Raw genomic sequence first — 17,271 nt, forward strand, 5'->3', positions numbered from 1 at the left:
AATCAGGCTGTCAGCTGTCAACGCATCCGCCAACGCTTCGTCGCAAAGCCATGCGAGGCGGGTGGAAACCGCCGGCCTCTGTGGCCCGAAAACATCAGACGGCCCGGCGGAGAGGGGGTCCGCCGGGCCGTCCTTCTGTGCTTCGCCGGGGTTGAGAGAGGGGGGATACCCCGGCGAACTCGAGAAGCTCTGTTACCGCGAAGCCAGCTGGGTCCGCGTCGAAAGGGCCGAAATCTGGATGCGGGCGTTCGCCACCGCATCCGAAACGCAACGCTTGTGGGCGCTCGCCTCACCCAGGTTCCGCCAGTCGACACCGCCCTTGGCGCAGACCGCGTCGGCCACGGCCGCCACCCGCGCTTCCGCAGCCTTGCGGCCGGCCGGGGTGCCCAGTTGATACTTCGAAACCTCCACCTGCACGCTCGCGGCTTCGGCCGGGGCCGCCGCGAAGCCCAGCATCGTGGCCGAAGCCACCAGCGCCAGAACCAGGCTCGAGATCGGGTTGGTCATCGTCGTCGTCATCTTACAGCTCCTGTTGAATGTGTGATGCCAGAAGCAATGCATCCCGCGTGCCAAGTGCGGCTCCGCTATTTATATATCTATATTTCAATGAGTTGAGCTAATCCATCGACGAACCGATCTTTCTGCAAGATGAATATATCGCAAATTTGCGGCACATGATGCCAATAATTCGGAAATTTCACATGGTCGCTCAGGCCCGTGCCAACTGCCAGGTGGACTTGACGGGGATCAACGACGGGCCAACCCTCATCGACCACGATCATCCGGCAACAAGGAAGCAGGCATGACAAACACAGATGAACTCCGCACCCGCCTTCAGGCCCGGTTGAAGGAACTCGGCGCCGAAGTGGAACGGCTCGAAACGGAAAGCGCCCAGCCCCTCGATGCCGACTGGTCCGAACAGGCCAACCAGATCGAGGATCTCGAGACCTCGGAAGGCCTTGAACAGGTCCGGCTTGAAGAGGCCCGCGAAATCCGCGCCGCCCTGCAACGCATCGCCGACGGCACCTATGGCACCTGCGCCAGTTGCGGCGCGGAAATCGCCCCTGCCCGGCTGAAGGCGCTGCCCACTGCCACCTTGTGCATCAACTGCGCGCCCTGAAGTCCACGAGGGGCGGCATCCATCCTTGACTTGGACGCGGCGAAACCCCAGCCATGGCGCGATGTTTCCGCTGAACGATCCGAATATCCCGGTGCTCTCGCAGACGATCCAGCTTGCGATCGCACCGGTGTTCCTGCTCACCGCGATCGGGTCCTTCCTGTCGGCAATCACCACCCGTCTGGGCCGTGTGATCGATCGCGCCCGCAAGCTGGAATCGGTGGAACCCGTCAACGATCAGGAACGCACCCTCATCACCAATGAACTTGCCGTCCTCGATCGCCGCATGCTGCTCGCCAATCGCGCCGTCGGCCTGGCGGTCGCCTCCGCGCTCACCATCTGCTCGCTGATCACCGTCCTCTTCATCTCCGCCGTCAGCCCGTTGCACCCCGATCAGCTGGTGCCCATTCTCTTCATTCTCGCGCTCATCCTGCTGATGGCCTCCCTGTTCGCCTTTTCACTGGAAGTGCGCATCTCGATCCGCACCGTCCGTGTCCGCGCGGAACTGATCCGCCACGCCCCCCGCCCACCCGGAGACATCAGCTTCCGGGCCTGACCAAAGGGAAAGCCAGATGAAATTCGAAGTCGAAATCGAAGCCACCCCGGCCGAAGCCCGCGCCTTCCTTGGCCTGCCGGATCTCACTCCCCTGCACGAAGCCTGGGTCGAACGCATGAAGGCCTTCACCATCGATGGCCCTGCCCCGGAAGACTGGCAGAAGCTGATGAAAACCTGGACCAGCGGCGTCCCCGGCATGAACGAAGGCATCGAAGCCTGGGGCAAGATGATGATGACCGCGATGACCCCACCAGCCGCAAAGCCCGAAAAGAAGGACTGAAGCGCCCTGTCCACCCCGATCTTCGCGCTGTCCTCGGGCCCACCGCCCGCCGGCGTCGCCGTCATCCGCCTCAGCGGCGCGGGCGTGTTCGACATCGTCCGCCGCCTCACCGGCTCGCGTCGCCTGCCCCCCTCGCGGGAGGCGCGGCTGCGCACGCTTTATCGCCCGTCCGATCATGCTCCGCTGGATCAGGCGCTGGTCCTGATCTTCCCCGGGCCCAACAGCTTCACCGGCGAAGATTCAGCGGAACTCCACTGCCACGGCAGCCCGGCGGTTGTCGCGGGCGTCCAGGCCGCCCTCTCATCGCTCGGCGCCCGGCCGGCCGAAGCCGGCGAATTCACCCGTCGCGCCTTCCAGTCCGGCCGCCTAGACCTCACCCAGGTCGAGGCGCTGTCGGACCTGATCGTGTCAGAAACCGCACTTCAGCGCGATCAGGCCCTTGCACAGGCGGGCGGGCGGCTCAGGGATCTCGCGGAAGGCTGGCGCGACCAGTTGGTCGCCGTCATGGCCGGCATCGAAGCCCAGCTCGACTTTTCCGATGAAGGCGATGTCGAAGCCGCCGTCGAATATGCCGAACGGCTCCGGTCGGGCCCGCTTGCCGCACTTGCGTCCGGCATGGAAACGGCACTCGGGTCAGCTACCGTCGCGGAACGTGTCCGTCACGGCCTCACAATTGCCGTCACTGGCCCGCCAAATGCCGGAAAATCAAGCCTGATCAATGCTTTGGCTCGTCGGAATGTTGCGATCGTCACCCCCCATGCCGGCACGACGCGCGATGTGATCGAGGTGCATCTGGATCTGGATGGCCGCCCGGCCATCCTGTTGGATACAGCCGGCCTGCGCGACACGGATGATCCGATCGAAGCCGAAGGCATCGCCCGCGCCCGCGCCCGCGCCGCCACCGCGGACCTGGTCCTTGATCTCGGCCCCGGCGGCAATGTCGTGAACCGGATCGATGAAAGCGGGCACACCCCCGGCCTCCACGACGGCCGCCTTCATATCTCCGCCCGCACAGGCGCCGGACTTCCGCAGCTCGAAGCCTGGCTGGCGCAATGGGCGGCCAGCCAAATTCCGTCAGGCGAACCCCCGGCCATCACTACGTCCCGGCAAAGGCATCTGATCGAAGAAGCACTCACCGCCGTCCGTTCGGCACTCACCCAACAGGACCCCGTCCTGGTCGCAGAGGATCTCAGAACCGCCGCTCACGCCCTCGGCCGCCTCTCCGGCCGCATCGACCCAGAGGTCGTTCTGGGGGCAATTTTCGCCCGCTTCTGCATCGGAAAATAGGGCGTCCGCTCCGGATTGTTCCACGTGGAACAATTGCCCGCACCCAAATTGTTCCACGTGGAACATTTCGACCCCAAGAGGGACCCCACCCGCTCAGGACAATTGTTCCACGTAGAACAATCGGCTATGGCGAAGCCGTGATCCCCTATGATGTCATCGTGATTGGCGGCGGCCATGCCGGCTGCGAAGCGGCCTGCGCGGCAGCGCGAACCGGCGCACGCGTGGCGCTCATAACCTTCCGCGCAGACAATATCGGTCAGATGAGTTGCAACCCGGCAATCGGCGGGTTGGGCAAGGGGCATCTTGTTCGCGAAGTCGATGCAATGGACGGCATCATGGGTCGGGCTGCAGACGTGGCCGGCATTCAGTTCCGTTTGCTGAATCGCAGTCGTGGGGCAGCCGTTCAAGGTCCCCGCGCCCAGGCAGACCGCAAGCTATATGCCGCAGCCATCCGAAAACTGGTGGCAGAAAGCGGGGTCCATATTGTCGAGGCGGAAGCCACCGATCTCATCGTGCGAGATGGACGTTGCTGCGGTGTGGAAACGACAGTTGGCCGTATAAGCGCCGGCGCAATCGTTCTAACAACCGGAACATTCCTTGGCGGCGTCCTGCATATCGGGGAAAAGCAAATTGAAGGCGGGCGCACTGGCGAAGCAGGGGCCACAAGGCTTGCCGCCCGACTTCGGGCGCTGGGCCTGCCAATGGGTCGCCTGAAAACCGGCACGCCGCCCCGTCTTGATGGCAGAACAATCGACTGGGCGAATCTGGAACGCCAGCCGGGTGACGACACGCCCGCCTTCTTCTCGGCTCTTACCAGTGGGACCAGCACGCCGCAGGTCGATTGCCACATCACCCGAACCACGCAGCAGACGCACGACATCATTCGGGCAAATATTCACCGCTCGCCGATGTATGCCGGCCGGATCGAGGGCGTGGGGCCGCGTTACTGCCCGTCCGTCGAAGACAAGGTGATGCGCTTCGGCGACCGGGACGGCCACCAGATCTTTCTGGAACCGGAAGGGCTGGATGACCCACTGATCTATCCCAATGGGATCTCCACCAGCCTGCCAGCCGAAGTTCAGGCAGATATCGTCCGATCGATACCCGGTCTGGAGCAGTGTCGCATTGTCCAGCCCGGCTATGCCGTGGAATATGATCATATCGATCCACGCGCGCTCGATTCGACACTTCAGCTTCAGGCCCTCCCCGGCCTCTGGCTGGCTGGTCAGGTGAACGGCACGACAGGCTATGAAGAAGCTGCTGCCCAAGGCCTGGTCGCCGGCCTGAACGCGGCGGGCCGTTCGTGGACGCCCGATCGTGCAACAAGCTACATTGGCGTGATGGTGGATGATCTCGTCACCCACGGCGTGTCTGAGCCCTATCGCATGTTCACCTCCCGTGCGGAGTATCGGCTGAAGCTTCGCGCGGACAACAGCGACCTCCGCCTTACCCCGATTGCCGCGAAGCTTGGTTGCGCGAGCGCCATGCGACTGGAGGCCTATCGGGCGCGCGAAGCCGAGGTTCATCAGTTGACACGGCAGATGCAGGAGGTCCGGGTGCCGGCCTCCGCCTTCCCTGAGCTGAAGAGTGACGGCCTCGCCCGGACATTGTGGGAATGGGCCCGGTTTCCCGGCGTGGACTGGGCGGCCATCAGCCGAGCCGCGCCACAGCTCGAGGCCTCAGAGGCCACGATCGAAACGGTCCTGACCGATGCATCCTACGCCGTCTATCTGGAGCGCCAGGCACAGGAAGTCGCCCGGGTTCGCCAGGATGAAGCGGTAATTGTTCCACGTGGAACAATTTTCCGTGAGATCCCCGGATTGTCCAACGAGATGGCGGAACGTCTGCAGCGGGCAGAGCCTGAAACGCTCGGTCAGGCATCACGCGTTCGCGGTGTCTCGCCTGCCGCGATCACCGCCCTGCTTGCCTGGATCCGGAAGCAGCAACTGGCAGCCGCCTGAAGCTGAAATCTGTGGATGGCCGGGAGAAAGGCCTTTCCTCAATCCGGCAATTGTTCCACGTGGAACATTATGGACCGCGGGGCTTTCGAAACTGAGTTCAATGTTCCACGTGGAACAATGGCCCGGCTCGACCGCTATGAATTGCTGCTGCGTGAATGGCAGGCGCGGATGAATCTGGTGGGCCCGGCGACACTGACAGACGTCTGGGGTCGCCATTTCGCCGACAGTGCGCAGCTGGTCCGGCTAATTCCCAAGGGAAGATCCTGGCTAGACATGGGTGCTGGCGGGGGATTCCCGGGTATGGTTCTGGCCGCAATGGACTGGGGCAGAATCACCCTTGTCGACTCCATCGCCAAAAAGTGTCGCTTTCTTGAAAGCGTCCGAGAGGAACTGGGGCTTCAGAGCGCCGCCACGGTGATCAACGCCCGTGTCGAACAATTGCCAACCCTGGGCGTCGATGTCGCAACAGCCCGCGCGGCGGCGCCGCTGACCACCCTGTTCGATTGGGCAATTCGTCATGTCCGGCCTGGGGGGCAGTTCGTCTTCCTGAAGGGGCGTCGATGGGCGGAAGAGGTTGACGCCGCCGCAGAACAATTCGTCTTCGATCTGGAAACACACGCAAGCCTGACAGACCCGGAGGCCCGGGTTCTCGTGGCACAGAATGTAAAGAGGCGCTGATGCGAACCATAGCCGTCGCAAACCAGAAGGGCGGGGTCGGCAAGACGACGACTGCCATCAACCTCGCGACCGCATTGGCGGCCAGCGGGCACAGGGTGATTCTTCTTGATTTCGATCCGCAGGGGAATGCCTCCACCGGCTTCGGCATCCCCCGCGACCGCAGATCGCCTTCCAGCTACGACTTGCTGTTCCAGCCGGAACTGGCGACTGACGCAGCGCAGGATACGCTGGTGCCCGACCTGAAGATCGTGCCGGCCGTGGATTCGCTGGCAGCGGCCGAAATCGAACTGACAGGGCAGCCCAATGCGGCCGGCCGTCTCAAGGCGGCGATCCAGCAACTTCCAGCCTGCGACTGGCTGTTCATCGACTGCCCCCCTTCCCTTTCACTTCTGACGCTGAATGCGCTTGTCGCGGCGGATGGCGTGATGATCCCGCTTCAGACGGAATTCTATGCGATGGAGGGGCTGTCGCAGCTTCTGAAGACGGTTGAACAGGTTCGGGCCCGTCAGAATCCCAGACTCGACATCGAAGGCGTTGTGCTTACGATGCATGATCGGCGGAACCGGTTGTCGGACCTGGTTGCAGCGGATGTCCGCGCGGCGCTTGGGGCCCGCGTGTATGATACGATGATCCCGCGCAACGTCCGATTGTCGGAAGCCCCGAGCCATGGGATGCCGGCGCTTCTGTACGATATTCGTTGCCCGGGGTCGGAAGCCTATATGGCGCTGGCGCGGGAAATGATCGGTTCGGCCGCCAAGGCGGCCTGAGGCAATGCAGACTGGGGGTCAGGGGGATATCATGGAAGGTGGTTTCATGACGGCACGCCGTGCAGGACTGGGTCGCGGACTTTCGGCACTTCTGGAGGAAATGGGCTCTGCCCCGCCGGCGCCGGCATCGGAGGGCAAGGCCGCGAGCCTGTTGCCGATTGCCTCCATCAGTCCGAATCCAAATCAGCCGCGGCGGATGTTCGATGAGGTCGCGCTGAGCGAACTGGCCGATTCCATCCGGATCAAGGGCGTGCTGCAGCCCATTCTTGTCCGCCCTGTCGGCGAGAACCGCTATGAGATCGTGGCGGGTGAACGGCGCTGGCGGGCGACCCAGATGGCTGGCTTGCATGAAATTCCGGTGGTGATCCGCAGCTTCAGCGATATCGACGGGTTCGAGGCCGCCATTATCGAGAATGTCCAGCGGACAGACCTGAATCCGATTGAAGAAGCACAGGGTTATCAAAGACTTATATCCGATTTCGGGCATACGCAGGAGATGGTTGCATCTGTTACCGGAAAGGCGCGGAGCCATGTGGCCAATCTGCTGCGCCTGCTGGACCTGCCGGAAGACGTGCAGACACTGGTGAAGATGGGGCTGCTTTCGCTGGGCCATGCCAAGGCGGTGATGCAGGCGAAGGATCCGAGTGCGCTGGCGAAGGAGATTGCGGCGCAGGGCCTGACTGTCCGCCAGGCTGAGGAAGCCGCGCGCAGGAGCCAGGGGATCACCGCGTCGAAATCGGGCAGCCCTGCCCGGCGCGATCCCGAGCTGGATGCCCTGGAGTCCCAGCTTTCGGAAGCGCTTGGTCTTCAGGTTGCGATCGAGGCGCGCGGGAAGCGGGGCACCGTGACCCTGCGCTTTTCCGATCTGGATCAGCTGGATTCGATCATCGCCCGCCTGCAGGGCTGAGCATCTTCGGCGGATTGCGGGGGCCGATCAATCCGCCTTGCAGGGGCGGATGGCTGCCGGATCTGGCCGGAAGGCGGGCTGGAACACGGCCAGATAGCTGCCATTGTCCAGCCGGCTGAAGCCGATCTGCCGGTAACCGACCGCCGCGAGTTCGCAGCGCAGAAGTGACGGCGGCGTACCGTGCCGCGAGGTGGGCCTGTCGGAATCGATGATCGCCACGCGGCCGCCGGGCTTCAGATCGTCCTGAAGGTGCCACAGAAGAGCGAACGGATCGGCAATCTCGTGATACATGTGAACCATCAGCGCGAGATCAACACTCTGCTGCGGGAGGTTCGCATTCCCCTGATCACCCAGCACGAATTCGATGTTTGACAGGCCGGCCTGCGCCGCGCGGCGTTTCAGCCGGGCGAGATAATCCGGGATGATGTCGTTCGCATAGATCCGGCCTTCCGGACCGACCACGGGCGACAGGCGCACCGCATAATAGCCAGATCCCGCCCCGATATCCGCGACATGCAGACCCGGACGGATGCCCAGGCGTCGGACGATGTCAGCCGCCTCCCCCACGTTGTCGCGCGTGGTTTCATCGGACCAGCTTGCAGAGGCGATGTCGGCCACAGGCCGATCCGGAGCCGGGAACAAAGGCCCCAGCGGCGCCTTTTGCTGTTGCCGCGCATCCACGGCAGGTGTGGACCGGACAGCGGCCTCTGCCGAGGGAACCGCATCGCAGCCGGCGAGCAGGAGGATTGGAAGGAGGCGCCACATCGAAACGGCAGGTTGGGCCGCCGCGCCCGAAGGTCAAGCCGCTTTTCGACGGATGCAGTACGCAGAAGCGGGCTTGATCAGCCCTTCTGCTTCGAAAGCTTCGCTGCCACAGCCTCGTTCGCGCGCAGAACGCGCAGGAAATTGCCATTGGCGAGCTTCTTCAGATTTGCATCCGACCAGCCGCGACGGGCCAGCTCTGCGAAGAGCGCCGGATAGGTGGAGACATTCCCGAGCCCGACTGGCAGATCCGGGACCCCATCGAAATCGCCGCCGATCCCGACATGATCATGTCCGGCCACCCTGGCGACATGATCGATGTGATCGGCAACCATCGAAAGGGTGGAAACCGGCCGGGGATTGGCCGCATCCCACGCCTTCATCGCGGCTTCGGCATCAGCGCCGGCGGCCTGCCGCGCGGCATCCCGGCGAACCTGCCAGTCTGCCCGGGCCTGATAGATGAAGGCTGGAACGAAGGTGACCATCACGATCCCGCCATTTGCGGGCAGCCGCTTCAGGACATCATCCGGCACGTTGCGCGGGTGATTGGTGATCGCCTTTGCCGAACTGTGCGAAAAGATGACGGGCGCCCGGGTGATATCGATCACCTGGCGCATCACATCGGGGGAGACGTGGGAGAGATCCACCAGCACGCCAAGCCTGTTCATCTCGGCGATGAAGGCCGGTGCTTCGGGGGCGATTCCGTTGTGGCGCGGCGCATCGGTGGCGCTGTCGAACAGCCGGGTGCTGCGGCTGTGGGTGAGCGTGAGCGAGCGGACGCCGGCCGCATGGGCCTTTCGAAGGGTTTCGATGTCATCGTCGATCTGGTTCGCACCCTCGATCGCGACGAAGCCGGCGAGGCGGCCGCCCTTCACGGCCCTCACGGCTTCATCCGCCGTGAGCACATTGGCGAATATATCCGGGCGGCGTTCCGCGAAGCCTTTGGCGATTCCGATCTGTTCGAATGTCTGCTTCACGGCTTCGGCCGGCGCGAGGCTGGCCGGGACGTAGACAGACCAGAGCTGGATGCCGAGATGACCTTGGCGGATCCATGGAATGGAAGTGTGCCCCACAGTCTTCCCGCCGGTGGCGAAGGCGCTGGTGGAAACGACGGTGACGGGATTTTCAAGATCGGCCCGCCCTGCCCCTTCGACACCATGCGCGCCGCGAAGGGCATAGGGCCAGTCGTTGTGGCCATCCGCAACCGGGGCTGATTTCAGCAGGGCCTCGACCCTGGCTTCGGGAGAAGCCGAGGGGGCTGCGGGCTGGGCCTGGGCGCAGGCGGCGGCGAGAAGGGCGGTTCCGGCGAGGAGGATCTTGCGCATGGACAAGTGATGAGGCGGCGGCCGGTCGAGGTCAAGCCGGACGCAGCGGCTGAGACCTTGTGTGAAGCGGCCGGATTCGCGTGATGTGCGGAATCGCGACTGCAAGCTGCGCCAGACAAAGCGGAATTCGTGCCGGAAGGCCGCAACCCGGCGCATTCCCGCGACGCATGTGGAGCTGGTGGCGCAGGCTGTCCGGACTGGATCACCGACTGGTGACTTGCGCAGATCAGTCTGCGACGAAGCCTTGCCAGTTGCCCATGTAGCGGATGAACTTCGCCGAGAGACCTTCAGCGGCGAGCGTGGTGGAGCGGACAGGCAGCGGACGAGCGGTGAAGGCCGGATCCGCAATGGCGAGGCGGGGGAAATCATGGTGCAGGATCGCGCCGCGCCCGATCAGGACGAAATCCGCGCCGGAATCCAGACAGGCCTGCGCCGTGACGGCCGTGGTGATCTTGCCCGCAACGCCGAGTGCGGTTGCGTGACGAGGCAGATCGACGAAATGATCGATGAGTCGGGTTCCGGCATATCCTTCCCCCGCGGGTTCCTTGAAGACGTCCCACAGGGAGAGGTCGAGATAGTCCAGCTGCCCCGTTGCAAGGAGGCGACGGGCAAGCTCGCGCGCTTCCGCCAGCGGGATGCCGAAGCGTTCCGGACTGATCCGCATCCCGAGCTGGAAATCCGGCCCGGTGCTTGCGCGGATGCCATCGATCAGTTCGAACAGGATGCGGCAGCGGTTGTCGAAGCTGCCGCCATAGCTGTCGGTGCGGTGGTTGTTTTCGGCGTCGAGGAAGCTGCAGAGCATGTAGCCATGCGCGCCGTGCAGTTCGACACCATCGAACCCGGCCCGTTCAGCACGGACTGCTGCTGCGATGAAATCGTCCCGAAGACTTTGCACTTCCGACGTGGTGAGCGCTGTTGCCCCGGTTTCCGCGTCGTCGAACGGCGCCCTTCGCGGCTCTCCGCAGAGGGCGGGCTCTGTTCGGCGGCCGCCGTGATGAAGCTGCACTGCGGAAAGGGAGCCGTTGGCGCGGATGGCGGCGGCGAGCCGGGCAAGGCCCGGCAGATGCGCATCCGACCAGATGCCGAGCTGGCCTTCGAAGGCCTGTCCGCCCTTCTGCACATGCGCCGCGCACGTCATGGTGAGCGCGAAGCCGCCCTGGCTGCGCATGGTGAGCCAGTGGAACTCCTCGTCGGAGAGGGTGCCGTCTGCATGGCTCTGCTGGTTGGTGAGCGGGGCGAGCATGAAGCGGTTGGCGAGCGGCGCGCCACGACGCAGCGGAAGCGGATCCGACAGACGGGCCGTCATTGGGGGGCGATCAGCTTGATGCGGGTCTGACGGCCATCGATGTAGCGCACCGTCTTACCGTCGAAGAAAGCATCCTCCTCTGTGCGGAAGGGGATCTTCTGGCCGCCCCATTCCGGAACGGCATGGTGATTGCTGAGTTCGATCGACCAGGCGGTGTTCGGCCGCAACTTGTGGTCACCGCGCGGTGACGGAGACTGATCGTCCCAGAAGCCGATTGCAGCGCCCGCCGCATGGCCATGGGTTCCGATGGGGTGGGAATAGATGGTCGGCTCAAGCCCCTGCGCCAGCGCCTTGCGGCGGGCTTCGAGCAGGATTTCATTGCCGGTGAGGCCGGTGCGGAAGCTGGAGGTGACGGCATCCTGAACCTTGTTGGCGGCGGCAAGGCCGGCCTTCAGGCCCGCCGGGGCATCGGTTTCGCCGGGCTTCAGGATGTAGGCGATGTGCTGGGTATCCGTGTTGAGGCCGAGATAGGTGATGCCGAAATCGAGCCAGACGAGATCGCCCGGCTGGAAGACGGTATCACCCGACAGTTCCTTTGCTTCCCCCTGACGGAAGATGGCGATGCCGGGGTGGAACCAGGTTTCCAGACCCAGTTCCGCGATCCGTTCGCGCAGCCACCATTCGAGATCGGCCACGCTGGTGGCGCCCGGCCGGATGGCCTTGTTCGACAGGCCTTCGGCCATGATGGCGTGGGCCGTCCGGACGATCATGGGATAGAGCGCCATTTCGCTTGCGGTGCGGGTTTCGAGCCAGTTCACGGCCAGAGGGCCAGCCGGAACGAGGCGATCCGCATAGGCTGCCGGAAGGGCTGCGCGCAGTTCCTGATACTGGCCGGCGGTGAGGCCGTCGGCGAAGGCGGTTTCGGTGCCGACGTTGATGGCGATCCGTTTCGGATCACGTTCCGCCACAAGTTCTGCGAGACGCGCCCATTGATCGGGCTGCTTTTCCGGATTCCAGGCCGGTTCGAACAGGCCACCGAGGCCGTAGCGGCTGACGGTGAGGCGTTCGAGCGGCTTTCCGGGCCCCGGATCCGAAAGGATCAGGATAGTGCGCCGACGGGCGGTGAAGCTCTCTCCGTCGAGCATCGTCTTGAGGACGGGATCATCGACATATTCCCGGGCGACGAGAATCCACATGTCCACGCCGGCTTCGCGCATGATCGGAAGGGCGATCGTATCAAGCCGTTCGGCCAGCCAGCGATCCTCGATGCGGGCGCGTTCGCGCAGGGGCAGGACAGGCGGAACCGCCGGATCGGTCTGCTCCGTCTGGCTGAGGGGCCAGGGTTCGGGTTGCCGGGCGGGTTGAGGGCTGGACTGGGCGGCGAGCGGAGTGGCGGCGAGCAGGGCCGCGAGGATCAGGTTGCGCATTGATCGAACGTGGCGCGCAGGCTGCGGCCGGTCAAGCTTGCGTGCTTTGGGAGGGTGAGGCATCCGGGGCAAGAAGAAGGAGAGATTGATGCGCCACCTGCTGCTTGTGTCTGCCCTGCTGTGTGCCACCCCTGCGCTTGCCGATGCGGCAGGCGACCGCTGGATGCACCATGTGAAGGTGCTGGCGGACGACAATATGGAAGGACGGCTGACGGGAACGGCCGGCTATGACCGGGCGGCGGCCTATGTGGCCCAGGAATTCCGCAAGCTGGGGCTGAAGCCGGCCGGGACGGATGGCTATCTGCAGCCGGTGGCGCTGACGGAACAGTCGCTGGATCTTGGCGCCTCTCGGCTGGCGCTGGGCGGGCAGCCGCTGGTGCTGGGGGAACAGGTGCTGCCGGGGACGCGCGTGCAGCAGATGAAGGGGCCGTTCGACGCGGAGCTGGTGTTCATCGGATCCGGCCTGCACCTGCCGGAATCCGGCCATGACGATTTCGCCGGGATCGACCTGAAGGGGAAGATCGCCGTCGTTCTGGCGAGCGGGCCGAAGCGGCTGTCGGGTGCGCTGAAAAGCCATGCGCGCAGTGCGGAACTGTGGCCGGCGATGAGCCGCGCAGGCGCGATCGGGCTGATCAACATCGCCAATCCGAACCAGATGGACGTTCCCTGGGCGCGGCAGAAGCTGTTCGCATCCACCCCCGGCATGCGGCTGGCCGATCCGGCGCTGAACGATGCGAAGCAGCCCTTCTTCACGGCAACCTTTTCGCCGGCGGAGGCCGAACTGCTGTTCGCGAAATCCGGGCACAGCTTTGCCGACATGGTGAAGCTGGCGGATGCCGGCGAGGCGCTGCCGCGCTTTGCCCTGAACCAGCGGCTGTCGGGCGAGATCGTGGCGCGCGAGCGTGCGTTCACCTCGCCCAATGTGGTGGGGCTGTTGCCGGGCAGGAACCGGAAGCTGAAGGACGAATATGTGCTGCTTTCGGCCCACCTGGACCATGTGGGCGTGGACAAGCCGGTGAACGGCGACAGCATCTACAACGGGGCGATGGACAACGCATCCGGCATCGCATCGATGATCGAGAGTGCGCGCGATGTGGCGCGCAAGAAGCCGAAGCGGTCCGTGCTGCTGGTGGCGGTGACGGGGGAGGAGCGGGGCCTTCTGGGCAGCCGCTATTATGCGAACCGGCCCACTGTTCCGGCGGACGGGATCGTCGCCAACATCAACATGGACATGTATTTGCCGCTGTGGCCCTTCACCCATGTGACGGCCCTTGGCGCGGAGGAATCCGCCCTTGGGCTGGTTTCCGCCCGCGTGGCGCGGGACATGGGCCTGTCGCAGGTGCCCGACGAAGCGCCGGAGCGGAACCTGTTCGTGCGCAGCGACCAGTACAGCTTCGTGCGCACCGGGGTTCCGGCGCTGGCGCTGAAGTTCGCGGCCAGCACGCCGGAGCAGCAGGCCATCCAGAAGGACTGGCTGACGAACCGCTATCATGCGCCGTCCGACGATCTTTCCCAGCCGATCGAGCCGGCTTATGCGGTGGCGTTCAACAAATATCTGGTGAACCTGATCACCACGGTTGCGAACCTGCCGGAACGGCCGACCTGGAACGAAGAGAGCTTCTTCAAGCGCTTTGCGAAGACCGCCGATGCGGGGGCGCCTGTCTCTGGCAGGTGACTTCTGCAGGGATACGTGCCAGAGTGAAGGCATGACGGAGGACGGGCAGACGCGCGACCGGGCGCGGACCGAGGCAGCCATCCTGGCGGCGGCCGAGCGGCAGCTGGCCGAAGGCGGGTTTACCGCCTTTGGGGTGAATGCGATCGCGCGGGCGGCGGGCTGCGACAAGCAGCTGATCTATCGCTACTTCGGCGGGCTGGACGGGCTGGCCGAGGCGATCGGCCGCCGACTGGCCGGGCGCGGGCACGAGAGTTCCCCGCCGCCTGCGACAAGCTATCTTGAGTTCACCGAGCATGTGCTGCTGACTTATCTGGAGGCCCTGCGCCGTGATCCGCTGGCGCAGAAGATCGCGGCCTGGGAACTGGTGGAGCGGTCCCCGCTGGTCGACAGGCTGGCGGCGGCGCGGCTGGCGGGGCTGAACGAACAGCTTTCGGCGCAACCGACGCTGCAGCCGCCGCTGGGTGTGGACGGCCCCGCCATCAACGCGCTGCTGCTGGGCGCGATCCAGCAGCTGGTGCTGGCCGCAGGCGTGCGCGGCGAATTCGCGGGAATTCCGCTGAACGAGGACCGCAGCTGGATCCGGGTGCGGCTGGCGCTGCGTTCGCTGGTGCGGTCCGCCTATCGCGTGGGGCGGATCGGGGCTGAAGCGCCAAAAGGCTGAGGCGCGGGGCTGCGGCGGCCCCGCGCCTGGAGCGTTACTTCGCGTAGGCGATGACGAGATCGTGGAGGTAGGCGCGCCCGTTCAGGATGGACGAGACACGGATACGCTCGTTCAGGCCGTGAACCCCGCCGCCATCGGCTTCGTAGAGGATACCGGGCACGCCATAGACGGGGATTCCGACCGCGGAGAGGAAGGGGCCGTCCGTCGCCCCGACAACCATGGTGGGGAAGATCGGCACGCCGGGAAAATGGACCTTTGCCAGCGCCTTCGCCGGGTTGACGATGGCGGGCGTCATCGGCGGCTGGATTGCGATCTTGTTGCGGGTCGCCTTGGGAACGACCTTGACGGCCGGGTTGCCGATGGCCGCCTGCAGCGCCGAGAGCGTGGTTTCAACGGTTTCGCCGGGGATGATGCGGCAGTTCACATTGGCGACGGCGCGTTGCGGCAGCGCGTTCTGGGCATGGCCGGCGGCGACCTGGGTGGCGACGCAGGTGGTGCGCAGCATGGCGTTGAGCGTTGGATCCTTCGAGAGGATCGTGGAAGCGGCAGAGTCTTCGCCGTTCCTGGCGATCGCGGCCATCGCATCGCCGACCTCGCCAGGGCGGGTGGGCGCGACAGCGGCGAAGAAGGCGCGGGTCGTCTCGTTCAGGCGGACGGGGAACCGGTGCGCTTCCACGGCCTTGAGGGCGGCCGCCAGTTCGTAGATGGCGTTATCCGGCACCGGGCGGCTGCTGTGGCCGCCGGGGTTCGTCGCGGTGACCTCGTAATCCTGATAATGTTTCTCACCGACCTGCAGCGCCAGCATTTCGGGGGTGCCATCCGGGTTTGTCCGGCCGCCGCCGCCTTCGTTCAGGGCGAATTCGGCGTCGATCAGTTCCCGGCGGTTGTTCGCGAGCCACTCGGCGCCGTTGAAGGCGCCCGAGGTTTCTTCCCCGCAGGTCAGCGCCAGCTTCACTGTGCGCCGCAGCTTCGTGCCGGACTGCTTCAGGCGGATGAGGCTGTCCGCAAAGATCGCGGCCATCGCCTTGTCGTCTGCCACGCCGCGCGCGGTGAAGAAGCCGTCGCTTTCGACCAGGGTGAAGGGATCCTGCTGCCAGTCTTCCCGCTTCGCCTCCACCACGTCGATGTGGGCGAGGAGGAGCATGGGCTTCTTGCGCTTGTCTGTTCCGGGAAGGATGGCGACAAGGCCGCCGTCTTCCGGATGTTCGGGAACGGCGAACTGCACCAGCTGATCATCGGTGAAACCGGCCGCCTTCATGCGGGCGGCGACCTGGGCCGCGGCCTTCGTGCAGCTGCCGCTGTTCACGACGGTGTTGGTTTCGACCAGTTCCTTGTAGAGCGCGCGGAAGGCGGGTTCCGTGGCGTCTGCCGCGAGGGCGGGAAGGGCGGTGGTTGCAGCAAGGAGGACGGCTGCGGCGTGGCGGATCCTGATCATCGCCCGGCATCGTGCGCCGCCCCGACGCGGCAGGCAATAGGCCGGGCGAGCCATTCCGGAAGATTTTGCCTCCCCCCTCTGTTTTGGGGAAGGGGAGAGGCGCTTGAAACTGCTGATCGCGGGTGCGCGGACCTGTGCGCCGCCTGTCAGTGCGATCAGGACCGGGTGACGGTGAATTCGACGATCTGGGTCGGCGTCGCGCGGCAGAAGGCGTTGTACTGGCGCTGGCCGTTGGGCCAGGTGCCGGTGGCGCGGAAGCGGAAGCGCCAGCCGCCGTTTCCGGCCACGATCTCGTCCACGGAATCGAGGCGGACATGGGTGCCGCCGCTGACGCCCGTCTGCCGCGCGGCTTCGAACAGGCAGGGCTGCATGCTGCGCTGCTGATCCGGGGTGAGCATCTGGATGTTCGCCTCGATCGCGGCAGGCGGAAGCGCCGGGAAGGGCGGCTGGGGCAGTTGCGGTTCGGGCTGGGGCGCGGGCGCCGGGGCGGGCGCGGGAACCGGTTCCGGGGCTGGCGCGGGCCGGGCCTCTTGCTGGGGCTTGCTGTCGTTGCCGCTGTTGGCGATCGCAACGATGCCCGCCGTCGCGCCTGCGCCGGCAAGCAGCCATGGCAGGGCATTGGGGCCGCTATCCGCCCGGGGACGGACATTGCCATAGCCATAGGCAAAGGTCGCCCGGCAGCCATCTGAAACGGTTATCCCGTTTGAATCATAAGAGAAGCTTCGGTTGCGCTGGCAGGATCCGCCATGCACCTGCACGATTTCCACCCGGTTCTGGGTGCGGGCCCGGCAGGTGCGGGTGCGGTGGTTCTGGCTTTCGCAGCGCGTGGTGCCGGCGAAATATTGCGGCAGGTTGTGCGACTGATCCCAGCTGTGGCCGGGGCCGGATGGTGGAACAGGCGCGGGCAGCGGCTGCGCGGGCTGCGAGGGACGGGTGGGAACAGAGGGACGGGCAGGAAGGGTCTGCGCGATCTGGGCCTGGGCGGCCTGGGCGGCCAGCAGGATCACGGCCGGTGCAGAAGCCCGGACGAAGGCGCGCGCTGAGTGGAGATTGGTCAAGATGCGGTTTCCCTGTGCCTGTTGTTCAGGGCATCTTCGCAGACGGGGCATCAGCCGTCCATATCATGTGCGGCGAAGCGGGAAGGCCCAGGCTGTTGCGGCCCGTGGCGGGCGATCCGACGTGCTCCG

General features: G+C 65.1%; 17 protein-coding genes. 10 read left to right on the forward strand and 7 right to left on the reverse strand.

Annotation, left to right across the window (positions count from 1 at the left end):
• Window positions 1-192 precede the first annotated feature (192 nt).
• A complete protein-coding gene (locus ACW9TV_RS03255) occupies window positions 193-519 on the reverse strand; it encodes a UrcA family protein (protein ID WP_494304424.1) in 327 nt (108 codons plus the stop codon).
• 283 nt (window positions 520-802) lie between these two features.
• On the opposite strand from ACW9TV_RS03255, the gene ACW9TV_RS03260 reads away from it, so the two are divergent.
• The 8 genes from ACW9TV_RS03260 (at window position 803) to ACW9TV_RS03295 (ending at window position 7,553) form a co-directional block, all read left to right on the forward strand.
• Window positions 803-1,120: a TraR/DksA family transcriptional regulator gene (locus ACW9TV_RS03260; protein WP_494304425.1), complete on the forward strand. Its 318-nt coding sequence runs from the start codon at window positions 803-805 to the stop codon at window positions 1,118-1,120.
• Between the two features lie 61 nt (window positions 1,121-1,181).
• A complete protein-coding gene (locus ACW9TV_RS03265; protein WP_494304426.1) occupies window positions 1,182-1,673 on the forward strand; it encodes a DUF2721 domain-containing protein in 492 nt (163 codons plus the stop codon).
• Window positions 1,674-1,689: 16 nt separating this feature from the next.
• The gene (locus ACW9TV_RS03270; protein WP_494304427.1) at window positions 1,690-1,953 is read left to right on the forward strand and encodes a DUF6489 family protein; all 264 of its coding nucleotides are present in this window, start codon (window positions 1,690-1,692) and stop codon (window positions 1,951-1,953) included.
• Window positions 1,954-2,016: 63 nt separating this feature from the next.
• A complete protein-coding gene (gene mnmE / locus ACW9TV_RS03275) occupies window positions 2,017-3,240 on the forward strand; it encodes a tRNA uridine-5-carboxymethylaminomethyl(34) synthesis GTPase MnmE (RefSeq protein WP_494305025.1) in 1,224 nt (407 codons plus the stop codon).
• A gap of 137 nt (window positions 3,241-3,377) precedes the next feature.
• On the forward strand, window positions 3,378-5,201 hold the full coding sequence (gene mnmG, locus ACW9TV_RS03280) for a tRNA uridine-5-carboxymethylaminomethyl(34) synthesis enzyme MnmG (RefSeq protein WP_494304428.1): 1,824 nt from the start codon (window positions 3,378-3,380) through the stop codon (window positions 5,199-5,201).
• Window positions 5,202-5,318: 117 nt separating this feature from the next.
• The gene (gene rsmG, locus ACW9TV_RS03285; RefSeq protein ID WP_494304429.1) at window positions 5,319-5,879 is read left to right on the forward strand and encodes a 16S rRNA (guanine(527)-N(7))-methyltransferase RsmG; all 561 of its coding nucleotides are present in this window, start codon (window positions 5,319-5,321) and stop codon (window positions 5,877-5,879) included.
• On the forward strand, window positions 5,879-6,646 hold the full coding sequence (locus ACW9TV_RS03290) for a ParA family protein (protein WP_494304430.1): 768 nt from the start codon (window positions 5,879-5,881) through the stop codon (window positions 6,644-6,646). The genes rsmG and ACW9TV_RS03290 overlap by 1 nt, the downstream gene beginning before the upstream one ends.
• 196 nt (window positions 6,647-6,842) lie before the next feature.
• Window positions 6,843-7,553, forward strand: a complete 711-nt coding sequence (locus ACW9TV_RS03295) for a ParB/RepB/Spo0J family partition protein (RefSeq protein WP_494304431.1) — start codon at window positions 6,843-6,845, stop codon at window positions 7,551-7,553.
• Between the two features lie 27 nt (window positions 7,554-7,580).
• Here ACW9TV_RS03295 and ACW9TV_RS03300 read toward each other — a convergent pair whose 3' ends face one another.
• From ACW9TV_RS03300 to ACW9TV_RS03315, 4 genes are all read right to left on the reverse strand, one after another.
• On the reverse strand, window positions 7,581-8,318 hold the full coding sequence (locus tag ACW9TV_RS03300; protein ID WP_494304432.1) for a class I SAM-dependent methyltransferase: 738 nt from the start codon (window positions 8,316-8,318) through the stop codon (window positions 7,581-7,583).
• Window positions 8,319-8,395: 77 nt separating this feature from the next.
• Window positions 8,396-9,640: a dipeptidase gene (locus ACW9TV_RS03305; protein WP_494304433.1), complete on the reverse strand. Its 1,245-nt coding sequence runs from the start codon at window positions 9,638-9,640 to the stop codon at window positions 8,396-8,398.
• 226 nt (window positions 9,641-9,866) lie between these two features.
• Window positions 9,867-10,946 (reverse strand): NADH:flavin oxidoreductase, encoded by a 1,080-nt coding sequence (locus ACW9TV_RS03310; RefSeq protein WP_494304434.1) that lies wholly within the window; start codon window positions 10,944-10,946, stop codon window positions 9,867-9,869.
• On the reverse strand, window positions 10,943-12,313 hold the full coding sequence (locus ACW9TV_RS03315) for a M24 family metallopeptidase (RefSeq protein WP_494304435.1): 1,371 nt from the start codon (window positions 12,311-12,313) through the stop codon (window positions 10,943-10,945). The genes ACW9TV_RS03310 and ACW9TV_RS03315 overlap by 4 nt, the downstream gene beginning before the upstream one ends.
• Before the next feature lie 88 nt (window positions 12,314-12,401).
• Between ACW9TV_RS03315 and ACW9TV_RS03320 the strand changes: the two genes are divergently transcribed.
• Both ACW9TV_RS03320 and ACW9TV_RS03325 read left to right on the forward strand, forming a co-directional pair.
• Entirely contained in the window at window positions 12,402-13,988 is a 1,587-nt protein-coding gene (locus tag ACW9TV_RS03320; RefSeq protein WP_494304436.1) for a M28 family metallopeptidase, read from the forward strand.
• A gap of 31 nt (window positions 13,989-14,019) precedes the next feature.
• Window positions 14,020-14,649, forward strand: coding sequence for a TetR/AcrR family transcriptional regulator (locus tag ACW9TV_RS03325; RefSeq protein WP_494304437.1), 630 nt, complete (start codon window positions 14,020-14,022; stop codon window positions 14,647-14,649).
• Window positions 14,650-14,683: 34 nt separating this feature from the next.
• Here ACW9TV_RS03325 and ACW9TV_RS03330 read toward each other — a convergent pair whose 3' ends face one another.
• On the reverse strand, window positions 14,684-16,084 hold the full coding sequence (locus ACW9TV_RS03330) for a M20/M25/M40 family metallo-hydrolase (protein ID WP_494304438.1): 1,401 nt from the start codon (window positions 16,082-16,084) through the stop codon (window positions 14,684-14,686).
• A 155-nt stretch (window positions 16,085-16,239) separates the two neighbouring features.
• Entirely contained in the window at window positions 16,240-17,142 is a 903-nt protein-coding gene (locus ACW9TV_RS03335; protein ID WP_494304439.1) for a DUF3011 domain-containing protein, read from the reverse strand.
• Between the last annotated feature and the right edge of the window lie 129 nt (window positions 17,143-17,271).

This window comes from Sandaracinobacter sp. T42 (assembly GCF_059115405.1).